General features: G+C 60.6%; 19 protein-coding genes. 2 read left to right on the top strand and 17 right to left on the bottom strand.

What is annotated here, in order from left to right; all coding sequences use genetic code 11:
* Window positions 1-41: 41 nt before the first annotated feature.
* The 8 genes from CKW09_RS21030 to CKW09_RS20995 form a co-directional block, all read right to left on the bottom strand.
* Window positions 42-1,085, bottom strand: a complete 1,044-nt coding sequence (locus CKW09_RS21030; protein WP_061797283.1) for a LacI family DNA-binding transcriptional regulator — start codon at window positions 1,083-1,085, stop codon at window positions 42-44.
* Window positions 1,086-1,106: 21 nt separating this feature from the next.
* The gene (locus tag CKW09_RS21025) at window positions 1,107-2,516 is read right to left on the bottom strand and encodes a sucrose-6-phosphate hydrolase (RefSeq protein ID WP_095100287.1); all 1,410 of its coding nucleotides are present in this window, start codon (window positions 2,514-2,516) and stop codon (window positions 1,107-1,109) included.
* On the bottom strand, window positions 2,516-3,886 hold the full coding sequence (locus CKW09_RS21020) for a sucrose-specific PTS transporter subunit IIBC (protein WP_061797285.1): 1,371 nt from the start codon (window positions 3,884-3,886) through the stop codon (window positions 2,516-2,518). The genes CKW09_RS21025 and CKW09_RS21020 overlap by 1 nt, the downstream gene beginning before the upstream one ends.
* Window positions 3,887-3,950: 64 nt before the next feature.
* Window positions 3,951-5,360 (bottom strand): carbohydrate porin, encoded by a 1,410-nt coding sequence (locus CKW09_RS21015; RefSeq protein WP_061797287.1) that lies wholly within the window; start codon window positions 5,358-5,360, stop codon window positions 3,951-3,953.
* Between the two features lie 194 nt (window positions 5,361-5,554).
* Window positions 5,555-6,481: an aminoimidazole riboside kinase gene (locus tag CKW09_RS21010; RefSeq protein WP_061797288.1), complete on the bottom strand. Its 927-nt coding sequence runs from the start codon at window positions 6,479-6,481 to the stop codon at window positions 5,555-5,557.
* 142 nt (window positions 6,482-6,623) lie between these two features.
* On the bottom strand, window positions 6,624-8,150 hold the full coding sequence (gene abgT / locus CKW09_RS21005) for a p-aminobenzoyl-glutamate transporter (RefSeq protein ID WP_061797289.1): 1,527 nt from the start codon (window positions 8,148-8,150) through the stop codon (window positions 6,624-6,626).
* Window positions 8,151-8,243: 93 nt separating this feature from the next.
* Window positions 8,244-9,695: a M20 family metallopeptidase gene (locus CKW09_RS21000; RefSeq protein ID WP_095099255.1), complete on the bottom strand. Its 1,452-nt coding sequence runs from the start codon at window positions 9,693-9,695 to the stop codon at window positions 8,244-8,246.
* Window positions 9,692-11,008 (bottom strand): M20 family metallo-hydrolase, encoded by a 1,317-nt coding sequence (locus tag CKW09_RS20995; protein ID WP_061797291.1) that lies wholly within the window; start codon window positions 11,006-11,008, stop codon window positions 9,692-9,694. The genes CKW09_RS21000 and CKW09_RS20995 overlap by 4 nt, the downstream gene beginning before the upstream one ends.
* Window positions 11,009-11,280: 272 nt before the next feature.
* Between CKW09_RS20995 and CKW09_RS20990 the strand changes: the two genes are divergently transcribed.
* A complete protein-coding gene (locus tag CKW09_RS20990) occupies window positions 11,281-12,177 on the top strand; it encodes a LysR family transcriptional regulator (RefSeq protein WP_095100286.1) in 897 nt (298 codons plus the stop codon).
* Between the two features lie 29 nt (window positions 12,178-12,206).
* On the opposite strand, the gene CKW09_RS20985 is transcribed toward CKW09_RS20990, so the two are convergent.
* From CKW09_RS20985 to CKW09_RS20945, 9 genes are all read right to left on the bottom strand, one after another.
* The gene (locus tag CKW09_RS20985) at window positions 12,207-14,336 is read right to left on the bottom strand and encodes a TonB-dependent receptor family protein (RefSeq protein WP_095099252.1); all 2,130 of its coding nucleotides are present in this window, start codon (window positions 14,334-14,336) and stop codon (window positions 12,207-12,209) included.
* A 161-nt stretch (window positions 14,337-14,497) separates the two neighbouring features.
* A complete protein-coding gene (locus CKW09_RS20980) occupies window positions 14,498-15,634 on the bottom strand; it encodes an ABC transporter substrate-binding protein (RefSeq protein WP_061797295.1) in 1,137 nt (378 codons plus the stop codon).
* An 86-nt stretch (window positions 15,635-15,720) separates the two neighbouring features.
* Entirely contained in the window at window positions 15,721-17,868 is a 2,148-nt protein-coding gene (locus tag CKW09_RS20975) for a phosphocholine-specific phospholipase C (RefSeq protein ID WP_095099249.1), read from the bottom strand.
* Window positions 17,869-17,989: 121 nt separating this feature from the next.
* Window positions 17,990-18,832 carry an NADPH-dependent 7-cyano-7-deazaguanine reductase QueF gene (gene queF, locus CKW09_RS20970; RefSeq protein ID WP_061797298.1) on the bottom strand — a complete coding sequence of 281 codons (843 nt, stop codon included), beginning with the start codon at window positions 18,830-18,832 and terminating at the stop codon, window positions 17,990-17,992.
* Entirely contained in the window at window positions 18,810-19,706 is an 897-nt protein-coding gene (locus tag CKW09_RS20965; RefSeq protein ID WP_061797299.1) for a queuosine precursor transporter, read from the bottom strand. Before CKW09_RS20965 ends, queF begins: the two co-directional genes overlap by 23 nt.
* Entirely contained in the window at window positions 19,707-20,321 is a 615-nt protein-coding gene (locus CKW09_RS20960; protein ID WP_061797300.1) for a helix-turn-helix domain-containing protein, read from the bottom strand.
* A 502-nt stretch (window positions 20,322-20,823) separates the two neighbouring features.
* Window positions 20,824-22,116, bottom strand: a complete 1,293-nt coding sequence (locus tag CKW09_RS20955) for a cytosine permease (protein ID WP_061797301.1) — start codon at window positions 22,114-22,116, stop codon at window positions 20,824-20,826.
* A 20-nt stretch (window positions 22,117-22,136) separates the two neighbouring features.
* On the bottom strand, window positions 22,137-22,826 hold the full coding sequence (locus CKW09_RS20950) for a helix-turn-helix transcriptional regulator (RefSeq protein WP_061797304.1): 690 nt from the start codon (window positions 22,824-22,826) through the stop codon (window positions 22,137-22,139).
* Window positions 22,827-22,853: 27 nt separating this feature from the next.
* A complete protein-coding gene (locus tag CKW09_RS20945; RefSeq protein WP_061797306.1) occupies window positions 22,854-23,264 on the bottom strand; it encodes a GNAT family N-acetyltransferase in 411 nt (136 codons plus the stop codon).
* 659 nt (window positions 23,265-23,923) lie between these two features.
* Between CKW09_RS20945 and CKW09_RS20940 the strand changes: the two genes are divergently transcribed.
* Window positions 23,924-24,406 (top strand): Hcp family type VI secretion system effector, encoded by a 483-nt coding sequence (locus tag CKW09_RS20940; RefSeq protein WP_061797307.1) that lies wholly within the window; start codon window positions 23,924-23,926, stop codon window positions 24,404-24,406.
* Window positions 24,407-24,421 lie beyond the last annotated feature (15 nt).

Below are 24,421 nucleotides of genomic sequence, written 5' to 3'. Positions count from 1 at the left end.
TTGAAAAGGGCGCTCAGGCGCCCTTTTTTTATTGCCGGGGATCAGCGGCTGTTCAGCAGCGCCTTCGAACCGGCATGGCGCCAGTGAATGCTGCCGGGCAGATAGAGCGCGCTCTGCTCCAGCGGCCGTTCGTCGATCAGGGCGCTGACCATGTCGAAGCTGTGCTGAGCCAGCGCGCGGCAGTCCTGCGCCACAGTGTCGATCTTGAGCGTCATGCAGTCGAACAGGTAGTGGTCGTCGAAGCTGCACAGGTGAATGTCGCTGTCCATCAGCTGATGCTGGTTAAGGTAGCGCAGCACCCCTTCCAGCAGGCCGCAGGCGGCGGTGAACAGCGCCTTTGGCGGCCGCCCCAGCTGCGCGCACAGCTGGGCGAACATCTCGTAGCCCGAGCTGGGGTGGTAGTTGCCGTTGATGATCCACTCCGGCTTGCCGTTCACCCCGGCGCGCTCCAGGCCGAGCTGGTAGCCGGCCAGGCGATCGCGGGTCGGCGAAATGCGCGGCTGGCCGCCGAGAAAATAAAATTCGTCCGGGTGCTGGCGCGCCACGTTTTCCACCAGCGCGGCGGTCGAGCTCAGCGAGTCGGTGATCACCAGCGGCAGCGACGAACCGGCGATCAGGCGGTCCATCTGCACCACCGGCAGCCCGGCGTTGATCTTCTGGTATTCCGCATCGTTGAGCTGGCTGGAGGCGACGATCAGGCCGTCGACCTGGCGCTGCACCAGGCTGTTCACCGCCATCATCTCCTGCGCCGGATTCTCGTCGGTGCAGGCGATCAGCAGCTGCAGCCCGGCCTCGCGGCACAGGGTTTCCAGCTCGCGTGAAATCACCGCAAACCCGTAGTTGGTGACTTCCGGCACCACCAACCCCAGCGTATGGCTGCGATTGGAACGCAGCGAGCGGGCGTGGAAGCTGGGCTGATAATGGTGTTCATTGGCCAGCGCCAGAATGCGATCGCGGGTGTCGTCAGACACCCGGTATTCCTTGCTGCGGCCGTTGAGCACCAGGCTGGCGGTCGATTTCGATACCCCAGCCAGCGCGGCGATATCACTGATGGTTATGCGTTTATTTTTTTTCACTGACGGCATCTGAGTTCATCGGGGGATGCGTCATTCTAGCATGCATGGCGTCAGCGGCCAGTGTTCCAGCGCCAGAGCGCCGTCACCGCTCATGCGCAGCAGCGGCTCGGGCCCCGGGAAATAGCGCGCGCTCATTACCGCCGCGCCGCGGTTGATAAAAATCTCCACGCTGGAACGGTCGAACAGCAACTGCAGATGCGTGACTTCGCCGCGCCAGTAGCGGTGTTCCGGCTGGCCGCTGCGCAGGTTGCGGCGCGTCAGGCGCAGCAGCTCGCCGTCCCAATGCAACGTCATCGCCTCGCCAAAGGCGGCGCTGAAGGCGCCCTGCGGCGTCAGCTGCAGCTCCGCGCTGTCCAGAACGCAGGCGGGGGCGTCATCGGCGCGGCCCCGCCACCGGGTCGCCGCGCCGCGCAGCCGCCGCAGCTCACGCGCCGGCAGCTGGCAGAGTTCGCCGTCGCGCAGCGACAGCTCACGCGGGCAGGTCATGCAGTGGAGCCAGCCGTATTGCCGCGTCGGGTGCGCATCCTCATCTTGCTCCGGCACGCCCAGCCAGCCGAACAGCAGGCGGCGGCCGTCTTCCGCCAGCGCGGTTTGCGGCGCATAGAATTCGAAGCCGGCGTCCAGCTCCCGGAACGCGCCGTGGCTGAAGGCGGCCCGATGATAATCCAGCTCGCCGATCAGGTAACCGGCCTGATAGACGTTGAGGTAACGTTCGGCCTGTTTCGCCAGCCCCTGCGGGCAGCAGATCAGCACCTGCGCACCGTCCAGCGCAAACAGGTCCGGGCATTCCCACATGTAGCCGAACTCACCGATGCCGTTCAGCCCGGAACCGGCGATCTCGCCCAGCAACCGCCAGCTGCGCAGGTCGGCGGAGCTCAGCAGCAATACCTTGCCGCGATCCTGCAAATCGCGGGCGCCGAGCACCATGTACCAGCTATCCTGGTGGCGCCAGACTTTCGGATCGCGCACATGGCCGCTGTAACCGGCCGGCAGCGGCAGCACCGGGCCGAGCTTGGCGAACTCGCCCTGGCCGCTGTCCTGCGCCAGGCACTGGTAGGCGGTGCGCGAACCGTCGGGATATTTCACGTTGCCGGTATACACCAGCGTTAGCTTGCCGTCCGCCACCACCGCCGAACCGGAGTAGCAGCCGTGGCTGTCGTAGCAGGCGCCGGGCGCCAGCGCGACAGGCTGATGCTGCCAGTGCAGCAGATCGGTCGACTGCCAGTGGCCCCAGCATTTGTTGCGGTGATCGCAACCCAGCGGGTTCCACTGATAGAACAGGTGGTAGACGCCGTCATGCTGAATAAATCCGTTGGGGTCGTTCAGCAGGCCGACGCTCGGCGCCAGGTGCCAGGCCGGCCGGTGCGGATCGCGCAGCGCCCGCGGTATGCCGCTCATCAGCGCCCTGGCGGCCTGTTTGATCAAGCTCAGTTCGTCCATCATGCCGCCTCAGTTTTGTATTTCAGCAGCAGCGAGAGAACAAAGGCGCTGCCGAAGGCGATAACCAATCCAATGATATAGCTTAACAGCGAACCGGCCTGCACGATCGCCATGCCGGGGATCGCCGTCAGCCCGACGGCGTTCATGCCGACGTGATTGGCCACCACCCAGGCGCCGCCGAGCGCGCCGCCCGCCAGCGCCGCCAGGAAGGGTTTGACGAAGCGCAGGTTGATGCCGAACAGCGCCGCCTCGGTAATGCCGAGCATGGCCGAGAAAGCCGAGGGCACCGCGATGGCCTTGATTTTGGCGTCGCGGGTTTTGAAGTACACCGCCAGGCAGGCGCCGCCCTGGGCGATGTTGGCCATCGACCAGATCGGCAACAGGAAGTTGACGCCGATGTTCGGATTGCCGAGCAGCCCGGCTTCAACGGCGTGGAAGCTGTGGTGGACGCCGGTAATGACGATGGCGGAGTACAGGCCGCCGAACAACAGCCCGGCGAACCAGCCGGCGTGGGCGATCAGGGTGCTGAGCACCAGCGAGATGCCGTCGCCCAGCGCGCGGCCGGCCGGGCCGATGAACAGCATGGCGACAAAGCCGGAGATCACCACCGTCAGGAACGGCGTCAGGATCAGGTCCAGCGCGTTGGGGATCACCTTGCGCAGCCGTTTCTCCAGCAGGCTCATAAACCACACCGTCAGCAGCACCGGGAACACCGTGCCCTGGTAGCCGATCATGGCGATTTCCAGGCCAAAGAAATCCATGGTGTGGAAGCCGCCGGCGACGCCCCAGGCGTTGGTCAGCGCCGGGTGGGTCAGGATGCCGCCGAGCGTGGCGCCGAGATAAGGATTGCCGCCGAACTCGCGCGCGGCGGTGAAGCCTATCAGGATCGGCAGGATAATGAACGCCGCCGAGCTGAACATATCCAGCATCACGAACAGCGCGCTGTTGGCGTCCGCCCAGCCGTAGGTCTTCACCATGCCGAGCAGGCCCATCAGCAGGCCGGAGGCGACGATGGCCGGGATGATCGGCACAAAGATGTTCGACAGCAGGCGGGCGATGCGCTGCAGCGGGTTGAGCTTTTTCGCCGCGATGTCGGCGGCTTCGGACTTGCTGGATTCGCTGATGCCCGCCGCCTTGATGAATTCCGCATGCACCTTGTTCACCAGCCCGGTGCCGAAGATCACCTGGATCTGCCCGGCATTGCTGAAGCAGCCTTTCACCCCGTCCAGCTTGTCGATCGCCGCCTTGTCCATTTTGCCGTCGTCCATCAGCACCAGGCGCAGGCGCGTGGCGCAGTGGGCGGCGCTGGCGATGTTCTCTTTGCCGCCGAGCAGCGACAGCAGCGCGTTGGCGGTTGCGGTTATGTCCATTTTGTCCCCTTATAAATAAAAAATGCCGCCGCGCTGTTTTGCGGCGGAAATCCGTCAATTGGCGTCAGAAGAAATACTTGAATCTGGCGCGCACGCCGTAGCGCTGATCGTTGTCGCCGTTGGCGATTTTGTTCCCCGCATTGGCTTCCAGCATCGAGACGTAGGCGCCCAGATACAGATTGAAGTTCTTCATATTCATGATGTTAGGTATCTGGTACGACGTATGAACGGTATGGATGTCGTATTTGCCCGGTTCGCTGAGCGGATTGTTGATGTCGGCGGCGATCCCGGCGGTATTGAACTCTTTGATGTTGTTGTGGGCATAGATATAGCCCAGCTCGAAGCGCCGCCACAGCACATTGATGCCGGCGGTGAAATCCTGCTCGCCGGCGGCGTCCAGATAGGCGGTGCTCAGGTTGGCCACCACGCCGTTATCCGGATTGGCGGCGGTGTTGTTCCAGCTCAGCGTCATGCCGTAGCCGTTGCGCTTGGACTGATCGACAAACTGCCCCTGGCTGTCCCGATAGCCGTAAGCGTTGTTGACCACGTTGCTTTCCATCGCCACGGCGGCGCTGAGCCGGTCTTTTTTCCAGGCGATCACCGGGCGCAGGTAGGCGACATTTTTCTTATTGTCCAGGCTGTTGCCGTGGTAGCTGTTGTCTTGGAACAGCGAGGTGCCGTCCTCCACCAGCGTATTCAATTCGAAGTAGAAATCGCCGGCGTATTTGCTCAGCATCAGGTTGCCGCCGCTGCTGCTGCGGCCGCGTCCTTCTTTCATCATGTAGATGTAGCCGAAGCCGTCGGCGTACAAATCGTTGGCGGTATTGCCGGAGTACTGGATGAAGGTGTCCTGATTGAGCGGGAACATGTCGTAGGCTTCGAACCGGCCGATCTTGGTCTGCCAGTTTTTTTCGTTGCCGAAGAAGAAGGCGGCGTCATCGAGGTTCATTTTGCCGGTCATGTCCGCCAGCGGCTGCACGCTGAAGCCGGAAAAATTGCCGTCCTGATTGCGGCGGTAGCCGTCTACGCCCACCAGGATGCGGCCGTTGATGTCCCAGCGCTCTTTGTCGCCGGGCTTCCAGTCCTTGTGATCGCTGCCTTTCAGCGAAGTCAGCTGGCCGCTGCGGCTGGCGCCGTCCAGGTTGAATTCGACGTCGCCGTACAGCTTAAGATCGTTGAAGCCGTTGAGTTTCAGGCTGCCGGCGGGCGCGGCCTGCGTTTCCAGCGTTGCGGCGCGCTGCGCCACCTGCGCGGTTTGGCGTTCGGTGTTCGCCGTGCGTTGTTCCAGCCGTTGCGCCCGGCTTTCCGCCGCGGTGGCGCGCGTCTCCGCCTGCGCGGCCCGCCGTTCGGCCTGCGCCAACCGCTGCTCCAGCGCGTTGAGGCGCGCTTCGATGCCGTCGCTGCCAGAGGCCGCCGAGGCGGATGCGGAGATGAGAAGCCCTGTCGTTACAGCCAAATAGCTCAGTTTTTTCATGATTATCTATCATCCGGGAAGGGTTGTTATTATTGTTTGCTAAATTGCTAAACCGGTTTTTCATGGCGAAAGATAAGGGAGTTGAACCGCGGCTGGCAATCAAGTTTGCTAACCCGATTCAGCTATTGTGATCGAGCGCGCAAATTGACGGGGAAAAGCAAGGGCGGCGAGCCGCTGGGCCCGCCGTCGGTCGATTACCGAATGAAGGCGGCCAGCTGCTCGGCACGGGGCAGCGCGGTCATGGCGCCTTTAGCGGTGGTGGCCAGCGCGCCGCAGGCCTGCGCCTGGGCGATCACCGCCGGCCACTGCGCCTCCTGCGGCAGGCCGCCGAGGCGCGACAGCGCCGCCAGCAGCCCGGCGACAAAGGCGTCGCCGGCGCCGGTGGTGTCGACCGGCACGATCGAGGGGGCGCGGAAGTGCCGGAGCTGCTGGCGATCGTGTACGCAGACGCCTTCACCGCCCAGGGTGACCAGCAACAGCCGCAACGGATAGCGGTGCATCATCCAGCGAATGGCGCTTTCCAGCTCTTCGATGTTGCTGATAAAGCTCAATTCTTCGCGCGAAATCTTCACCACGTCCGCCAGCAGCAGCGCTTTTTGCAGGCAGGGGCGCAGCGCCTCCGGCTGGCGCCAGACGTCTTCGCGAATGTTCGGATCGAAGCTGACCCAGCCGCCGGCCGCCCTGATATTTTCCATTGCCGCGAAGGCGGCGCTGCGGCTGGGTTCCTGCGCCAGGGCGATGGAGCAAAGGTGCAGCCACTCGCCGCTTCTGAAGACCGGTAAATCCTCCGGCTGCAGGAACAGGTCGGCGCTGGGGGTGACCATGAAGGTGAACGAGCGTTCGCCCTGCCGATCGAGATCCACCACCACGGTGGAGGTGTGATGCTCGGGATCCTGGATCATATGCCGGATGTCGACCCGTTCTTCGCTCAGCACCTGCTGCAGAAAGGCGCCGAAGCTGTCCCGGCCCACCCGGCCGATGAAGGCGCTGTCGCCGCCCAGGCGGGCGATGCCGACCGCCACGTTAGCCGGGGCGCCGCCGGGGCATTTAAGGTAGCCGTTTGAATTTTCTGGAACCAGATCGACCACTGCGTCGCCCAGCACCCATACGCGATTGACCATGTTTAATCCCTGTTTTCACCGATGTCTGATGGGTGGCTAAAATAGAAGAACCGGTTTAGCAAAGCAATGAAATAATGCGTCAGGCCGTGTGGGAAGTGAGGGAGATCAACCTTTCTGCGGGGCATGGCGGGCTGGCGGGGCGTTAGCCCATCTTCGGGTATACGCCCGGGCCGATCGGCAGGCCAAGCGCGTACCATGCCAGCAGCAGCAAAATCCACACGCTGAAGAACACCAGCGGGTAGGGCAGGATCAGCACGTAGTAAGTGCCGAGCTGCGCATCCTTGCGGTAGCGCTGCAGGAAGCCGAGAAACAGCGGCAGGAAAGGCGACATCGGCGCCAGCGGCAGCACGGCGGAGTCGGCGATGCGGAAGATCATCTGGGCGAACGCCGGGTGGAAGCCGAGCAGCATAAACATCGGCACGAAGATCGGCGCCAGAATCGACCAGATCGCCGAGCCGCTGGCGATGAACATGCACAGAAAGGCGGAGAGGAACATCAGGCCGAGAAACGCCGGCGCGCCGCTCATGCCGGCCGCCTCCAGCATGTCGGTCAGGCCGACGGCCATAAATTTGCCCATGTTGCTCCAGTTGAAGAACGCCACGAACTGCGACAGCGGAAACACCATCACGATAAAGCCCGCCATGCTTTTCATCGGTTCGATCAGGTGGTTGGGGATATCGTCCGGCCGACGGATCTGCCTGGTGACCACGCCGTAGGTGATGGCGACGGTGAAGAAAAACAGGATGATGATCGGCACGATGCCCTTGATGAACGGCGATGGGATCACCGAGCCGGTTTGCGGATCGCGCAGCGGCGCGGCCTCCGGCACCACCAGGGCGGCGATGACGGCGATAAACACCAGCGCGGCGATGCCGCTCATCATCAGCCCGCGGTTCTGCAACGGGGTCAGCGCTGCGATTTTGTCCTCGGCTCCGCCCTGCCATTTCGGCAGCCGCGGCTCGATGAACTTGTCGGTCAGCAGTGCGCCGGCGAGGGTCAGCACGATCACCGAGGTGGCCATAAAGTACCAGTTGTCGATCACGCTGACGTGAACCGCGCCGTCCACCGTCTTGGTGGCCTCGGTGCTGATGCCGGACAGCAGCACGTCGGTGGTGACGATCAACAGGTTGGCGGTAAAGCCGGAGGCGACCCCGGCGATGGCCGCCAGCAGCCCGGCGATCGGGTGGCGGCCGACCGCCAGAAACATCAGCGCGCCGAGCGGCGGCATCACCACCAGCGCGGCGTCTGACGAAATATGGCTGAAGAAGGCGATAAACAGCACCATATAGCTGGCGTAGCGGGCGCTGACGCGCGAGGCCATCTTGTACATCAGCGCCTGCAGCAGCCCGACCTTTTCCGCCAAACCGGCGCCGATCACCAGCGCCAGGATGGCGCCCAGCGGGGCAAAGCTGCTGAAGTTATGGATGATGTTGGGAAATATCCACTGCATGCCCGCCACGCTCATCAGGTTGTTCACCTTGATCAGTTCGCCGGTGGCCGGGTTTTTCACCGCCATGTCGAGCCAGGAGAACAGCGCGGTGGCCAGCATCAGCACCGCGATTAAGTAGACGAACAGCAGAAACGGGTTGGGAATTTTATTGCCGATGCGCTCGACCCAGTAAAAAAGGCGTCCGGGGCTTTTATTGGCTGTCGTTGTGACCTCACTCATTGTATTACCCTCTGTGTTTGTTCTGTCGTGTGATTATTATTATTTGATTTATTTATAGTTATATTTAGCGGCCCGGTTGCCCGGGCCTGACCTTCATTTCAACGGAGAGGGTTTCACCCCCTGCGGGATCGGGCAGCTGTACGGCTGTTCGGCGCGCTGGCGTTCGAACTCGCTGCGGCAGCGCGCCAGCAGGGCGCTGTCGCTCAGCAGATCGACGGCGGTGGCCGCCATCACCTTGCCCGCCAGGTACATGCCCTTGTGGGCGATGCCGGTGCGGCCCTGCGCCACCAGCTGCCAGGTGTGCAGCGGGGTGCCGAGGGCGAAGCAGGGGCTGAAGCATTGGGCGGTCGGCGCCACCCAGCTGACGTCGCCGACGTCGGTGGAGCCGTACAGCAGATCGTCCGATTCCACGTAGGGCGCCACCTGGTCCATCAGCACCTTATCCCCCAACTGCTGCACCCATTCGCGCCCGGCCGCGCCGCCGGTGCGGGCGATATTCAGCTTGGCGTTGCGCAGATCGTCGCGGCTCAGCGTTTGACGGATCTCCGCGGCGAAGCGGCGCTCGGCGTCGCTGTACGCAGGCAGCCCGAAATCACGCAGGTTTTGATACATCGCCCGCTCCAGGCTGCGGTTCGGCACGTAGTTGGAGCAGGCCTTGTCGAAGCGCACCGCCATCTGGGTGTCGGTCATCAGCGCCGCGCCTTTGGCGACGTCGATCACCCGGCGGTAAATATCCTGCGCCTGGTCGAGCTGCGGGGCGCGGATCAGGTACAGCACCTCGGCGTCGGCCTGCACCACGTTGGGAGAGCTGCCGCCGGTATGGGTGACCGCATAGTGCAGCCGCGCTTCTTGCACGATGTGCTCGCGCAGGAAGTTGGCGCCGGTGTTCATCAGCGTTACCGCGTCCAGCGCGCTGCGGCCGAGGTGCGGCGAGTTGGCGGCGTGGGCGGCGACGCCCTTGAACTGAAACGCCGCCTGAATGTTGGCCAGCGTGCTGGTGTTGAACATGCCGCTGAAGCCTTCCGGGTGCCAGGTGAGCGCGGCGTCGACGTCGTCGAACAGCCCTTCGCGCACCATAAAGGTTTTGCCGGAGCCGCCTTCTTCGCCCGGGCAGCCGTAGAAGCGCAGGGTGCCGGTCAGCCGGTTCTGCTGCATCCAGGCCTTGGCGGCGAAGGCGCCCGCCAGCGCGGCGGTGCCCAGCAGATTGTGGCCGCAGCCGTGGCCGTTGCCGTTTTCCACCAGCGGCTGCGGGGTGGCGCAACCGGCCTGTTGGCTCAGCCCGGCCAGCGCGTCGTACTCACCCAGCAGCGCGATCACCGGGTGGCCGCTGCCGTAGCTGGCGATAAACGCCGTGTCGATATCGCCCACGCCGCGTTCAACCGCGAAGCCTTCCTGTTCCAGCGCATCGGCCAGCAGATGGGCGGAGTAGGTTTCGCTAAAGCGCGTTTCCGGGTGGTCCCAAATATCGTCGCTCAGCGCGCTGAAGCGGGGCTGGTGCCGGTCAATGTAGTCGTTGATAAATGCCTGCGGCTCTGAATGGCTCATGCTTTACTCCCGAATGTCGGCAGGTTCAGCGCCAGCGACGCCAGCGTTTTCACCGCCACCGGCATCACCTGCTCGTTGAAGTCGAACTTCTCGTTATGGTGCCCGGCGCTCAGTTCGGTGCCGAAAATCACGTATGAGGCCTGGCCGCCGCGGGATTTCACCCGCTCCATCATGTAGGTGGCGTCCTCGGAACCGGCGGCCTGTTCGCGGCGATCGACCACCGAGCTCAGTTCGGCTATCTGCTGCGCCTGGCGGCGGATGTAGTCCACCCACGGTTGGGTCGGTTTGCTGCTCTGCGCCGCGCCCATCAGCGCGATGTCGCAGGCGACGCCGTGCATTTTTGCCGCGCCTTCGATGGCGTTCAGCGCCTGCTGATAAACGAACGCATTGATCTCATTGGTGGCGCCGCGCGTTTCCACTTTCATCAACGCCCGATCGGCGATCACGTTGCGGCCGGTGCCGGCCTGCAGCACGCCGACGTTGATGCGCGAGCTGCCCTCGCTGTGGCGGGGGATGGCGTACAGCCCCAGCGTGGCCTGCGCCGCCGCCAGCAGGGCGTTGCGGCCGTCTTCCGGTTTGGCGCCGGCATGGGCGGCGACGCCGCGGAAGGTGACGTCCAGCTTGCTGGTGGCCATAAAGCTGTCGCTGCCGCACACCAGCTCACCGGCCGGCACGCCGGTGCCGATATGCACCGCGGTAAAGAAATCGACGTCGTCCACCACGCCGGCCTCCACCATCGACTTCGCTCCGCGGGTGCCTTCCTCCGCCGGCTGGAAGATCAGTTTGACGGTGCCGCCAAGTTGGGACTCCAGACGTTTGAAGACGTGCGCCAGCCCCAGGCCGATGGTGGTGTGGCCGTCGTGACCGCATGCATGCATCATGCCGCTGTTGCAGGAGGCGAAGCCCTCGCGGAACGGCAGGTGCTCGGGATCCTGCAGCTCGTTGAGGTCGAGCGCGTCCATATCGACGCGATAGGCGATCGTCGGACCGGGGCGGCCGGTATCCAGCGTGGCGACGATGCCGGCGAAGCCGCCGGAAAAGTGCGGCAGCCATTTTTCCAACGCCCCCTGCTCGAGGGCGCGCCGTTCCTGCGCCTGCAGCGCCTCGGCCGGGGGCAGCCCCATGCGCGCCTCGGCCTTGATCACTTCGCGCCCCAGCTGCAGGCGGTAGCCCAGCCGATCCAGCTCTTCCGCCACCAGGGTGGCGGTGCGGAACTCAAACCAGCCTGACTCGGCGTGGCGATGGAAGTCGCGGCGCCAGGCCTGCAGCTGCGGGTACAGGTCGGTTACCAACATCGAAAGCGTAGTCGTCATTGTGATATCTCTTCGGTTATCGCGCGCTGGATGGCCCCAGGCAGCAGTCATGCTCTGAACTGAACTCAGACGGTGAATCTATGGCAAAGAAAAAGGCTTATTTGGTTACTAAATGCCGCGAATGGCGCTTATCGGCGCAGAAGATGCGCTTAATTAAGCGAAATAAGAATTTGGTTATTTATTGTGTTTTTTTCGAATGTACACAATGGAATCCGGCTAAATAAGATGCCAATATCTTGCTATTGATAAACAACGGTTATCACCTTTCGCCTATGCCAGCCTCGATAAAATTGCACCAATTGCGTGCGTTCGTGGACGTCAGCCGCCAGGGCAGCATCCGCGCCGCCAGCCGCACCTCGCGCCTTTCCCAGCCTGCGCTGACCAAGGCCATTCAGGAGCTGGAAGAGGTGCTGGGCGCCAAGCTGTTTATTCGCCGCAGCCAGGGCGTGGTGCTGACCGACTGCGGTGATAACTTTTTCCAACACGCCAGCCTGATCCTCGAAGAGCTGCGGGTGGCGCAGGAAGATATTCAGCAGCGGCTGGGGCTGGCGGGCGGCACGGTGAATATCGGCGTCGGCGGCAGCATTGCGCGCACCGTGATGCCGCAGGTGATCACCCAGTTCCACCGCGAATATCCCAACGTGAAGGTGCGCATCGTCGAGGGGCAGCTGGTGTCGATGATCCCGGAGCTGCGCCAGGGCGAGCTGGATTTTACCGTCAATACTTACTATCCCAGCAGCCTGGACAACGAGCTGCAGTACGAACGGCTGATGGAGAAAGAGTATCGGGTGGTGGTGCGCAAAGGGCACCCGATGGAGGGGGCGACGTCGCTGAAACAGCTGCAGCACTGCGACTGGACCATGCCGACGCCGAAAGGCAGTTATTACCGGCTGTTGCACGATCTGTTCGGGGACCTGGGCATGGCGCCGTCGATCAGCGTCACCTGCGAAACCTTCATGGCCTGCACCAGCCTGGTGGCGCAGAGCGATTTTGTCAGCATCCTGTCGGTAGACGTGATCTCGGATCCGATACTGGGCAAGCATCTGGTGCCGCTCGAGCTGGAGGAGAACCTGCCGCAGGCGACGTTTTATCTGATCCAGCGCAAGGACACCACGCTGACGCCGATGGGCGCGCACCTGGCGCGCCTGTTCCGTTTGCACTGTCGGTGACACCGCTGCCCCCGGCGGGGGCAGCGGTGTCAGAACGCGACCGATCCCTGCACGAAGAAGGTGCGCGGCTCGCCGACGTATTTGCCGAAGTTGTTGTCGTTGGAACGGGTGAAGTAGCGCTGATCGAACAGGTTTTTCACCCCCGCGCCCAGCGTCAGGTTCGACAGCTGCGGCCCGAAGTTATACTCCCCGCGCATATTCCACACCATATAGCCGGCGATGTCGCCGAACTGGCCGTCGGCGCTTTCCTGGGTGATGTACTCCGGCCCGCTGCCCGGCGAGCGCTGTTTGGACTGCGCGTAGCCGTCCAGATTCCACACCCAGCTGCCGGTGGCGTAGCGGGTGCCGACGGTATACACCTGGCGTGAATAGAACGGCAGGTCCTTGCCGGCGAAGTCGCCCTTGTCGGTGCTGGCCTTGGTGTAGGTGTAGCTGGTGTAGACGCTTACGCCGTCCAGCGCGCGGTTCAGCTCGCTGAGATCGTAACTGAGCGCCAGCTCGAGGCCCTTGTGCTTGGTGGCGCCCAGGTTGGTCCAGCCCACATCGTTGCTGATGTACTGCAGCTGATTGTCGAAGTCGATGTAAAACAGCGTGGCTTCGGCTTTGACGACGGTGTCGTCATAGCGGGTGCCGAACTCGTAGGTATGGGCTTTTTCCGCCGTCAGTCCCGGCGCCGGCTGGTTGCCGTTGCCGCCCTTGGTCAGCTGGAAGTACTGCATGCTGCCGAATGAGGTGTCGGCGTTGGCGAACAGCTTCCAGGCGTCGGACAGGTGGTACATGACGTTCAGCGACGGCAGCGGTTCGCTGTAGCTCTTCTCGCGGCTGATGTTGTTGAACGCGTCGTCGACGTGGGTGCGGATGCTTTCATAGCGCAGGCCCGGGGTCACCGTCCAGTTGCCGACGTTGATGGTGTCGTCGATATAGAAGGCGTTGGCCGCGGTGCCGCCCGAAGTATGCTGATAATAATCCGGCGTGTCGGGCGTGGAGCCGATGTCCGCCGGGTTGTACCAGGCGGAGCGCGAGGCCTTTTCATCCATGGTTTCGTTCAGGTAGCGATAGCCGAGGGTGATTTCGTGCGCCATATCCCAGAAGCGGAACAGCTGCGAATAGCTGGGTTCGATAGCCCAGGTGGAGTAATGGCGCGGATAGGAAACCATGCGCTTCATGCCGGCGTTGTTGCCGGTGCCTTCCGACTCGATGCTGCTGCCGCGGTAGCTGTCGGTGAAGTAGGTCAGCAGCTCAAACTGTTTGTCGTCTTCCTGATGCTTGTATTTGAACGACATGTCCTTGCGGCGCCCTTCGAACTGATCCCAGGGGCGGGTGGACTGGAACGGATCCTGCGCGTATTGCGCCGCGCTGAGGCCGCCCGGCATGCCGGATTTGGCGTCGTAATAGTGGAAGTTGGCCTGCAGCTCATCGCGCTCGGTAAACGCATAGCGCGTTTTCAGCATGAAGTCGTCGATGTCGGTGTTGTCGTTGTTATCGCGGTAGCCCTGGCCGTGCAGGCCGGAGTAAAGCAGCTCGGCGCCGAAGCCGTTGTCTGCGGTGCCGCCCAGCGAGGTGCTGGTGAGGGTCTTCAGGCCGCCGTGGCTGGCGCCCTGGGTCTGTACGCTGGCGGTGCCGCCGAATGCTTGCGGAATGTCGCGGGTGACGAAGTTGATCACGCCGCCGACGTTTTGCGGCCCGTAGCGCACCGCGCCGCCGCCGCGCACCACGTCAACCGACTGCAGGTTGCCGATCGACAGCGGCGCCATCGACAGCTGCGGTTGGCCGTAAGGCGCGACCGCCAGCGGCACGCCGTCCATCAGGATGGTGGAGCGCGGCGACAGGCGCGAAGTCAGGCCGCGTACGCCGACGTTGAGCGAGATGTCGCTGCCGCCGGTGCCGTTGCTGTCGCGCACCTGTACGCCGGGCACGCCGCGCAGGCTGTCGGCGACGGTTTGGTCGCCCTGTTCGTGCATCTGCTGTTGGGTCACGATGGAGCGCGCGCCGGGGTGGTTGAGCAGCACCGAACTGGTATCCGGATTGTCCAACCAGTTGCCGACCACGGTAACGGTGTCGGCGGATGCGTCATTTTGAGATTTGTTATCAGCAGCAAGGACAGGCAACGCGACGGCGACGGAAGCCGCCAGCAGCGAAAGCCGAAAAAGAATTGACATAATAATGCCTTAAAAGTTTCAAACCCGGATGTGTTTTTTGGAAATGACAATCTTAATGATAATTATTGGCAAGTAAATAGCGTTGTCGCGGGATAATTAAACGGGTAACTGCACGGCGGAAAAGGGACTTCAGGGCCCGGCTGGCGGGCCCTGAGGAGACATTACTGCGGGGTGATCCAGAATACGCCGCTGTAATCCAGCGCGGTGAATTTCTGGTGGACCATTTCAATATCCGCTTGCGGATCAACGTCTTTAAATAAGTCCGGGTGCAGGAATTTGGCGATCGCCTCTACCGCAATAAAATTCAGCGGGGTGTCGTAAAACTGATGATAAATCGCCATCACGCGCTTCTCTTTTACCGCTTTCAATACGTTAAGGCCGGTGCGGTTCATCAGCACCGCCAGCTTTCGGTGGCTGGTGGCCAGATCGGTGGCGTAACCCAGCGGCACCGCCAGCGTGCCGCGATGGCCGCGGCTCCAGTCGGCGCCGGTCAGCAGGTAGAAGTCCGGGTTGCTGCCGATCACCTGTTCGACGTTCACTTCGCCGCCCATGTCCGGGAACAGCGTGCTGCCGATATTGTTGCCGCCGGCGGTATCGATAAATTGCCCGAAGCTGCCCTTGCCGAAGGTGTTGCAGCACTGTTCGCCTTTAATGCCGGCGCTGCGCTCGATAAACACGCTGGGGCGTTGCTCCGGCTTCAGCGTGGCCACCCGCTGGCGCACCAGCGCGAGCCGTTGCTGATAAAGCCGGATAAAGGCGTCGGCATTTTGCCGTTCGTCAAATACCTGGCCCAACAGCCGCATGCTGGCGACGGTGTTGGTCAACGGCTGCTGGCGGAAATCGATAATCAGCACCGGGATGCCGATTTTTTCCAGCTGGCTCAGTACGCCGCTGTCTTTCAGCTTGGTCAGCAGCCCGATGTCGAAAATGATCAGGTCCGGCTTGCGCACCACGGCGCTTTCTACGCTGAAATCGCTGGTGTAAGGATTGTCGAAGGTCGGGATCTGCATCACCTGCGGCACCTTCTTCGCGTAGGCCGCCACCAGGTCCGGCGCTTTCACCTTCAGCGAGTTATCCCAGGCGATGATGTTTTTCAGCGGTTCCTGCGGATGCAGGATGTTGAGCGCCAGCAGCGCGCGGGCGTCGGCCAGGATCACCCGTTTGGCCGGTTGCGGCAGGGTGACCTGGCGGCCGGCGACGTCGGTGACGACGATCGGCGCGGCCTGAGCGGCGCAGGCCAGCAGCAGGGCGCAGGCGGCCAGCCAGCGGCGGGCGTGGGCAATGAGAACAGCGGGCATGGGGATCCTTGGCAACGGGGCGTTGAATAAAGTGGCTAATGATAATCCATAACCTTTCGCTTTTTGAACACCCGGATGCGGATATCTTATTCCTTGCCCATCAGCGGATCGCTGATGCTGTGCGCGCCGTTCTCCAGACGGCCCGCCAGCCGGCGCAGCCAACCGCCCGGCGCATGCAGCGAAAGGTCGTACCAACCGCCGCTGCCCCGGGCGTCAAAGGTTTGGCGATGGCTGCCCCCCGCCGGCAGTTCGATTTGCCAGGGGCCTTGCCGGGTGTACGGGCAGCGGTCTACGGTGACCGTTATCGCTTCGGCGGCCGGGTTGCTCAGCAGCAGCTGCAGGCTGGTCGCGGCCGGGCTCAGGCGCACCTCCGGCTGCGGTTGGCTTAGGCTGCCGCGCAGCGTGCGGTGGAAGCCGTTGGGGCCGAGCAGCCACAGATGGTATTTATCCGCCGTCGACCAGTTATCGCTGACCGCCTTGCCGGCCTCGACGGTGTAGCGACGCGGGATCTGCTGCAGGTCCAGCGAGTCGTAGACGTGAAACACCGCGCCCTGTTCGCCGCTATTGAGCAAGTTCAGCGTCAGCCATTGCATCGCCGGGTAGGCGGTAGCCTCGACGTGCAGCCGGTAGGGCAGCGCGCGCGAAGGGCGCGCCAGGCGGGCCTGGTGCGGCAGCCGCCGGCTGTCCGGCGGCGGCAGCGGCACCTGAGGCAGTTTTTCCTGGCGCAGGCGCAGGCCATCGGCGGCGTGACGGCTGGTGAACGGCAAGCCGGGCAAGGGCTCGCCGTTCGGATCGACAAAATTGAACGCCGAGGTGAGATCGCCGCACACCGCGCGCCGCCAGGCGCTGATGTTCGGCTCGTGCACCTGAAAGCGTTTCTCCAGAAATTGCAGCACCGAGGTGTGATCGAACACCTGCGAATTGACCCAGCCGCCGCGGCTCCAGGGCGACAGCACCAGCATCGGCACCCGCGGCCCGGGGCCGTAAATGCGCCCGTCCGGCGGCGGCTGATCCTGCGAGCCCGGCGGCGCCGGGTGCTGGAAGATTTCGCTTTCGAACGGCACCGTCGATTTGCCGGCGAAGCTGCCGTCCTCGCGCAGCGAAGGGGCAGAGGGCGAGGGCATATGGTCGAAGAAACCGTCGTTTTCGTCGTAGTTCACCAGCAACACGGTTTTGCTCCACACCTCGGGCTGTTCGGTCAGCGCATTGAGGATCTCCTGGGTGAACCAACCGCCCTGCACCGGGCTGGAGGGATCGGGGTGCTCGGAGTACGCCGCCGGCGCGATGATCCAGCTGACCTGCGGCAGTTTGCCCTGGCGCACGTCGGCGCGGAATCCGGCCAGCATCGCGTCCGGATCGTTGCCGCTCGCCGCCGGCAGGGTATTGCCGTTGCCCTTGTACAGCGGCGCCGCTTCGTTAAGCGCATCGCTATAGGGCATGAAGGCGGTGAAATCCTTCGGCGGCCACGCCGGGTTGCCGACCTTGATGCTGGCGGCGCGGTACTGGCGAAAGCCCGCCAGCGGGTTGTCGGTGAAGTTGTCCGGCAGAAACTGATAGACCTTCCAGCTGACGCCGCTCGCTTCCAGGCGTTCCGGATAGGTTTTCCACTGATAGCCGATGTCCGCCGGGCCGGCGCTGTCCCATTCGTTGACCACCACCGCGACGTCGGCGGCGGACGGGCCGTTGGTGCCGGTCCAGTGGAACAGGCGGTTGGTGTTGGTGCCGGCGTGAATTGAACAGTGGTAGGCGTCGCACAGGGTGAAGGCGTTGGCCAGAGCGAACTGGAACGGCAGCTCTGGCTGGCGGTAATAGCCCATCGAGGTCGGCGTCTTGTGGGTGGGCCAGGCGCTCATCCGGCCGTGGTCCCAGGCCGCCTGCTCATCCACCCACGAGTGCGGCGTGCCGGTGACGCGCTGTGCGTTGCCGCGTTTGCCGTTCAGATGGTAGGGCAGCACCAGCCGATCGGCCCCCTGCTGCAGCCAGACGGCGCGATCGCCGGGCAACGGGATGGTAAAGCGATCGCTGAAGCCGCGCACGCCGGGCAGCGTGCCGAAGTAGTGATCGAATGAGCGGTTTTCCTGCATCAGGATCACGACGTGCTCAACATCCCTGAGGGTGCCGGTGCGGTTATTGGCGGGAATGGCCAGCGCTTTGCGAATCGAGGCGGGCAGCAATGAAAACGCCGATCCGATGGCGGCAGCCCGCAGTATTTCCCTGCGTGAAAAATCAGGCATGCGTCGTTAAATCTCCGGAAGTATGCTTTGAAGATAGTCGTTAACGACGTTAATGGCGAAAAATAACAAAGAGATGAATCAGCGGAAAATAATGCTCCCTCACGGGAGCATCGCGGGGTATTTACTGTCTGATCAGGCGGCCGAGGGTGGGCGCCGTTTCGAAGTCGCTGCGGAACGGGTTGATGTCCAGGCCGCCGCGGCGGGTGTAGCGTGCGAAGACGCTGAGCTTTTCCGGCCGGCAGCTTTGCTTGAGGTCGTTGAAAATGCGTTCGACGCACTGCTCGTGGAACTCGTTATGCTGGCGGAAAGAGATCAGATAACGCAGCAGGCGCTCGCGATCGATTTTTCTGCCTTCGTAATGAATGACCACGCTGCCCCAGTCCGGCTGATTGGTGACCAGACAGTTGGATTTCAACAGGTTGGAGGACAGGGTTTCCGTGACCCATTCCCCCTGGTCGGCGGCTGCGCCATCCAGATATTCCGGTTTGAAGGCGAAGTCGTCCACGGCGATGTCCAAATCGTCGATATTCACGCCCGGCAGGCGGTCGATCTGCGCTGAGTAGCCGTCCAGCCCGGGATAGAGCTTAACCCCGACCTGGCCGTTGGCCGCCTGCGACAGGTCTTGGCGCATCGCGGCGCTGACCTGCTCCACGCTGTCGAAGCGCGTCTGGTTAAAACTGTTGAGGTACAGCTTGAACGATTTGGATTCGATCAGGTTGGTGGAGGAGTGAGGCAGGGTGAATTCGCCAATGCCCACCACCGGCTTGCCCTTGGCGTTGAGCCAGGAAAGTTCGAAGGCGGTCCACAGATCGAAACCGCCGAACGGCAGGTTATTTTCATCCACGCCGATCAGATCCCGGCCGCGCGCGCGCGGCAAGGCTTCGAGCAACTCGGGAGCATATTGATCCGGATAATCGGAGTTGGCGCCAAGATGGGTGATTTTATCTTGTTTTTTGATATGCATATTCGTTGCTCCTTGCGAGATCGGTATTGATATAGCGGTTAAACAGGCTGCGGGCGGCGTAAATCGGCCCCACGCCCACCAGCGCGTAGACCACTTTGATCATGAACTGCGACAGGATCATGGTTTTGATGATGTCCCAGCTCAGGACGTTGTAGAACGCCAGGGTGCAGAACACCACGCTGTCGATGGCCGAAGCCACCACGGTGCTGGTGATCACCCGCACGAACAGGTAACGGGAATTGGTCAGTTCCTTGATTTTGCACAGCAGGTAGGAATTGACGTTCTCGGAGATCAAATAGGCGGCGGATGACGCCACCAGCACCGCCATGATGCTGTGCACGATGCCGTTATAGGTTTCGCTGTATTCCCACTGCGGAATGGCCGGCACCAGCGTGGTGACCCAGACGCCCAGCACGAAGATCAGGTTGGCCATAAACGAGATGATAATGGTGCGCCTGGCCAGCCGCAGCCCATAAAACTCGTTCAGGATATCCACCAGGATGAACGTGAGCGGGTAAATGAAAATGGCCGGGGGCGTGATGAGGTTCAGCACCGGAATTTGCACCGGTTTGACGCCGCACAGGGTGGAGAAGATATAAATCACGCTGAGCGCCACGGTAATGATCAGGTAAGCGTACCAGGAGCGTTCATGGCGATCGCTCAGCTCATAGGCGGTTTGCTGCTGATTGTTGCCGTAGAGTTTGCGGTACAGCGCCTGCAGCTCATGCCGGCTCAGATCTTCCGATATTTCACTGTCGGCCAGTTCGTTCAGCCCCATGGTGATGGTTTTGCCGGTGGCCAGTACCATGACATTGGCCGCGATGGTGCCATGCCGGGTAAAGCCCAACAGCTTGAACTTTTGATTAGGTTCCATTTATAGCCTTTCTCCAACGATATAACCCAGGAATTGCACGGTATCCTGAGGGAATTTATCCATGCCGCTATATTCTTTGTCGTTAACCACAAAGAAGCCGTTTTTTCCCGAGTGATACAATAAAGGAGAATCGCAAACCAGCACCGGCGGGCGTTTGATAATAATGATCTCGCCAGGAATAAATGAACCTTTAATTTCGGTCTCTATTTTCATTGCCAACATATTCGACTCATCGCCGAAAAAATAAGTCAAAGGAAACTCTGTCACCAGCTGCCCGATCTTGCGCTGCGCCACGGCTAAATAGGCGGACTGCGGGATCACCGGAATGGCGGAGGGATTTTTATTGCCTTCGGTCGACAGCGTTTCGTTGAGCAGCTCCAGCTTTTCCAGATCGTAGTCTTCGATCTCTTCGCAGGAAACGCCGAAGAAGTCTGAAATTCGGTTGACGGTGGCCTGCTGTACGTTGTTGACCCGGCCGTCGAGAATTTTATAGATGGTGGTGCGGGTCAGGCCGCTGCGATTAGAGAAGGAAGCCTTGGTCTCACCCCGGGTGCGCATCAGATATTCGATATTCTTGATGATGTTGATTTTGCGCTGTGCGTTGGTGGTCTTCATTAGCATTCCTTACAATAATTACGCTGGCCTCACTATATCTTACAGGCTGGCATTGTCCAGACCAAACATGCAGGTTTTAAGGGGTAACTGGCTGATTACCCTTTGGAATTAGCTTTTTCCACGGGCGGGAGCCCACCCGCCGGATACCTGATGCCGATGCCCGGGATACAGTAAAATGATAAATCAATTCAAATCAACCGATTAGCCACCAACCGTAAAAAAGTAAACACAAAAGGGGTTTTTATGTTTACTTTTATGTTGACCGGAGCGGTTTTTGTGAGCTAATGTTCTTCCATACTGAAGTTTTTCTTGATGATCAAAACACTAACAACCGATCATTTACCGGCTTCTATAATAAAAAACCCAGAGGGGGGCGTTTCCATACTCCGGGTATCAAGGATATTTTGCTACTGACACCAGGGAATCCCTTCTTTAATGGCCGTTTGCTTTGGCAAACGGCCCGTTCGTTTCTTACGCCAGCCAGGTCGGCGTAACCGCAAGATCAGAGCGTGGCGGCCGGCTTTTGCGCCCGGCTGAACGCCAGCTTGAACGCCCAGTAGAGCAGGCTGGCGGCCAGCAGCGAGTTGATGGTCGGCACGCCCCATTCGGTCACCAGCCCGACCACGCCGCCGATGATGCTGGCGACGATCGCCGCCCAGCCGATGGTCGGGGTTTGGTCCGGTAGCTGGCCGGCGCGGCGGCTGTCATCCAGGACTTTGCGGTGGCTGCGCAGCAGGTAATAGTCCACCAGCATGATGCCGATAATCGGTGGGAACACGACGCCGAGCACCGTCAGGAAATCCACGAAGCGATCCAGAATGCCCAACACCGACAGCGTGGTGCCCAGAATGCCGATCGCCAGCGTGGTGTAGGTGTATTTCAGCCTCTTGCCGGTGATGCCTTCCACCGCGTTGACGATGCCGAGCGACGAAGAATAGAGGTTGAGATCGTTAACCCGCAGGGTGGAGAACACCACCACCAGCAGGCCGGCGCCGCCGGCGGCCTGTGACATGATGGTCACCACGTCGGCGGTGCCCAGCGTTTTGGCGATCAGGATCGCCAGGCCGTTGACCACGAACTCGCCGGCGACGATGGTGAAGATCGTCACGCCGAGCACGTGCTTGCCGTTTTTCGAATAGCGCGTCAGATCGGGCGTCATCAGGCTGGCGACGATGGCGCCGCCCACCACGATGGTGATGCCGGCGCTGATGGTCAGCGGTTCCCCCGGCGGTGCCAACTGAATGATTTCCTGCAGATTATGGCCGGACAGCGCGGTGACGGAGATAAAGGCCACCAGCATGATGAACATCGGCACCGCGATGCGCGCGGCGATGCGCAGCGCCTTGAAGCCGAACGCCACCAGGATGGTCAACAGGGTGCCGGACAGGCCGGCGGCCAGGCCGAAACCCAGCCGGTTGCCGAGGGCGAAGTCGAGCGATTTGGCGAAGATGGCGTTCTGGATACCGAACCAGCCCAGCAGGCTGACGGCCACCACCACCCCGATCAACACCGACCCCAGGCGACCGAAGCCGCACCAGCGCGCCAGCAGGCTGCCGGAAATCCCCTCGCGCATGCCGGCCAGACCCAGGCCGTAGGTCACCACGCCAAATATCAGGCTGCCGATGAAAATGGCGCTGAAGGCGTCGCCCAGCGTCATGGAGTTGCCGAGCACCGCGCCGAGCATAAACTGATCGAGGGCGGTCAGCATGCCCATATGCACGATGGCCACGCTTAAAAATGACACTCTTTTATCCTGCGGCACCCGGGTGAGCGGATAATCTTCAATCTTAATCACGGTAAGGTATTCCTTGCGGTTTAAATAAACTGGATGCCCTTGGCTATCAGGCGATCGGGAATATAATTGTCCAGGTTGGCGTATTTGCAAAACTCTTCAAATTGCTGCTGCGTGTGGACATTGGCTTTTTGATAGATGTTATATATCCGATTTTCTATGGTCTTATTACTGACGTTATATATCTTTGCGATCTCTTTAACGGTGAATCGTTGCAGCATTAAAAATATAACGTCGAGTTCGGCGCGGGTGAATAATTCATTATTCACTTCGGTGGTCAATACGCTGGGTTTTTGCTGATTGATGTATTTCAGCGGCGACAGGCTGTTCATCGGTTTGGCGTTCCAGATCACGCCGATCACCTGTTTGTCATCGTTGTAGACCGGCAGCTTTTCGCTGATAAACGGCGTCAGGCTGTCTTTGCCGTACCAATAGTGGGTTTCTATCACCGTAACCCGATCGCGCGACGCCTCGGTCATTTTGTCATGTTCGATAAAATCGGCGGCGCATTCTGCCCAGTCGGCGGGAAATTGGTGATCGAACTTGCCGGCAACGTCAAAATTCAGCGGCGTATCGGTATAGAGGTAGGCGGCCCGATTCATGTAGAGGTGGCGAGACTGCGGGTCTTTGATGCCCCAGGGTTCGCTCAGGTGCTCCATCATGGTAATGAGGCCCTTAAAATAACATTCATTATTTTTATGGGAGGAATCCATGCCTACCTCTGATTGGTGTAGACTGCTTTACAGGTCTTTAGCCAGATAGTGACGCGTATGCCGGTGCGCATAGCCCCCCAGCTCGCCATATAGCCGGTAACCCAGTTTTTCGTAAAAGCCTCGGGCCTGAAAGTCGAAGGTGTCGACATAGGCCATATGGCAGCCTCGCTTGCGGGCTTCCTCTTCGGCCTGCAGCATCAGCTGGCGGCCATAGCCGCTGTTGCGGTGTGAGTCGCCAACCCAGAGATATTGCACTTCAAGGCCCCCCCACCAGGTGCGGGCGACCAGGCCGGCGACGATGCGCTGCCGGTCATCGGTAACGGTCAAAAATAGCGGATGAATGTCGACGGGCTGGGTTTTATCGTTATGAGCCCAGAGGCTGTCGATAACGAATGCTTCATCTTGCGGGTTGGGTTGGTCGGTCACGTTGATATTCATTTTTTAATATAATACCCTGATTTAATAATTCAATTTCGAATCAAATGGATACGCCCCAATGGGGTTTACTATCATTTTTCTTAATGTATTACAAGGGTGATTTTCACCCTTTCGCCGACGATGCGCCGCGGCTTATAGTTAAGCTGACAGAGTGGAAATAGCGGAATACTCGGAAATAAATAGCTGTAGATGCCGTTCGCTCAGTCTTTTCCTACTTTGCGCCTCACCAGGGCCCCCTCAGGAAAAAAGCAGTATCCAGGCTCCACCGGCCAGAGCAAGCCCACTTGCCGACGGGGAGCCTGATTTTTTTCCGCCTGTAGTGCAATGCCTGCGCCAGGTTGGCCTCTGCCGTTCTGGTTATCATGTATTGCCTCCTTTATTCGTTCAGCGCGGTGATTCACGGTCTGCTGACCTGAATGCCGTGCCGCATAGCACCTTGTCGCTGCGAACCATTATTGCCTCAATAAACTTTATCTTCATTTAAATACAATGAGTTAATGACAACGCCATGTCGGTTTAATTCGTTGAGTCAGCATGAAGACAGTGATTAAGAATATTCCTAATTATGGTTATTCCAGACGGTGAACGTTGACTGGATAAGCCCATTACCTACTTTTATTAATTGAAGTTTATTAATCATACTGCGAAAGGGAATAACAATGGCAATTGATATGTTTTTGAAAGTAGAGGGAATTAGCGGCGAATCGAAAGACTCAAACCACAAGAGCTGGATCGATGTGCTGTCGTTTTCCTGGGGCGCCAGCCAGCCGGGAAATATGGGCGTCGGCGGTGGTGGCGGTACGGGTAAAGTCAGGTATGAAGATTTGCAAGTTTTTGCTTTTATTGATAAATCAACCCCAGCCATTCTCAAGTATTGTTCCAGCGGTAAACATATCGCCAAAGTCGATCTGTCAATTTGTAAAGCGGGCGGCGGCCAGGTGGAATATGCTCACATTCAGCTGGAAGATGTATTAGTGACATCGGCGCAATTCACCGGCGTAGACAACGGCGGCGAAGTCAACGTGGTTTATACCTTCCAGGCCAGCAAAGTGAAGCTTCAGTATTGGGAGCAAGCCTCACAGGGGAATAAAGGTGCTGAATCCACCGCAGGCTGGGATATTAAACAGAATAAAGAAGTATAACGGCCTTACTCATGA

The sequence above is a fragment of the Serratia ficaria genome (assembly GCF_900187015.1).
In the GTDB taxonomy this organism is placed as follows: Bacteria; Pseudomonadota; Gammaproteobacteria; order Enterobacterales; family Enterobacteriaceae; genus Serratia; species Serratia ficaria.
Note: the sequence above shows the minus strand (reverse complement) of the source record. Positions and strands in the feature narration are given on the sequence as shown.

Bases quoted from the DNA above. Each gene is read 5' to 3' on its own strand.
- CKW09_RS20995 (WP_061797291.1), bottom strand. From the start codon at position 11,008: ATGACGACTACGCTTTCGATGTTGGTAACCGACCTGTACCCGCAGCTG.
- CKW09_RS21010 (WP_061797288.1), bottom strand. From the start codon at position 6,481: ATGGTCAATCGCGTATGGGTGCTGGGCGACGCAGTGGTCGATCTGGTT.
- CKW09_RS21000 (WP_095099255.1), bottom strand. From the start codon at position 9,695: ATGAGCCATTCAGAGCCGCAGGCATTTATCAACGACTACATTGACCGG.
- abgT (WP_061797289.1), bottom strand. From the start codon at position 8,150: ATGAGTGAGGTCACAACGACAGCCAATAAAAGCCCCGGACGCCTTTTT.
- CKW09_RS20975 (WP_095099249.1), bottom strand. From the start codon at position 17,868: ATGCCTGATTTTTCACGCAGGGAAATACTGCGGGCTGCCGCCATCGGA.
- CKW09_RS20950 (WP_061797304.1), bottom strand. From the start codon at position 22,826: ATGGATTCCTCCCATAAAAATAATGAATGTTATTTTAAGGGCCTCATT.
- CKW09_RS20985 (WP_095099252.1), bottom strand. From the start codon at position 14,336: ATGTCAATTCTTTTTCGGCTTTCGCTGCTGGCGGCTTCCGTCGCCGTC.
- CKW09_RS21020 (WP_061797285.1), bottom strand. From the start codon at position 3,886: ATGGACATAACCGCAACCGCCAACGCGCTGCTGTCGCTGCTCGGCGGC.
- CKW09_RS20980 (WP_061797295.1), bottom strand. From the start codon at position 15,634: ATGCCCGCTGTTCTCATTGCCCACGCCCGCCGCTGGCTGGCCGCCTGC.
- queF (WP_061797298.1), bottom strand. From the start codon at position 18,832: ATGCATATCAAAAAACAAGATAAAATCACCCATCTTGGCGCCAACTCC.
- CKW09_RS21015 (WP_061797287.1), bottom strand. From the start codon at position 5,360: ATGAAAAAACTGAGCTATTTGGCTGTAACGACAGGGCTTCTCATCTCC.
- CKW09_RS20990 (WP_095100286.1), top strand. From the start codon at position 11,281: ATGCCAGCCTCGATAAAATTGCACCAATTGCGTGCGTTCGTGGACGTC.
- CKW09_RS20965 (WP_061797299.1), bottom strand. From the start codon at position 19,706: ATGGAACCTAATCAAAAGTTCAAGCTGTTGGGCTTTACCCGGCATGGC.
- CKW09_RS20945 (WP_061797306.1), bottom strand. From the start codon at position 23,264: ATGAATATCAACGTGACCGACCAACCCAACCCGCAAGATGAAGCATTC.
- CKW09_RS20940 (WP_061797307.1), top strand. From the start codon at position 23,924: ATGGCAATTGATATGTTTTTGAAAGTAGAGGGAATTAGCGGCGAATCG.
- CKW09_RS21030 (WP_061797283.1), bottom strand. From the start codon at position 1,085: ATGCCGTCAGTGAAAAAAAATAAACGCATAACCATCAGTGATATCGCC.
- CKW09_RS21025 (WP_095100287.1), bottom strand. From the start codon at position 2,516: ATGGACGAACTGAGCTTGATCAAACAGGCCGCCAGGGCGCTGATGAGC.
- CKW09_RS20960 (WP_061797300.1), bottom strand. From the start codon at position 20,321: ATGAAGACCACCAACGCACAGCGCAAAATCAACATCATCAAGAATATC.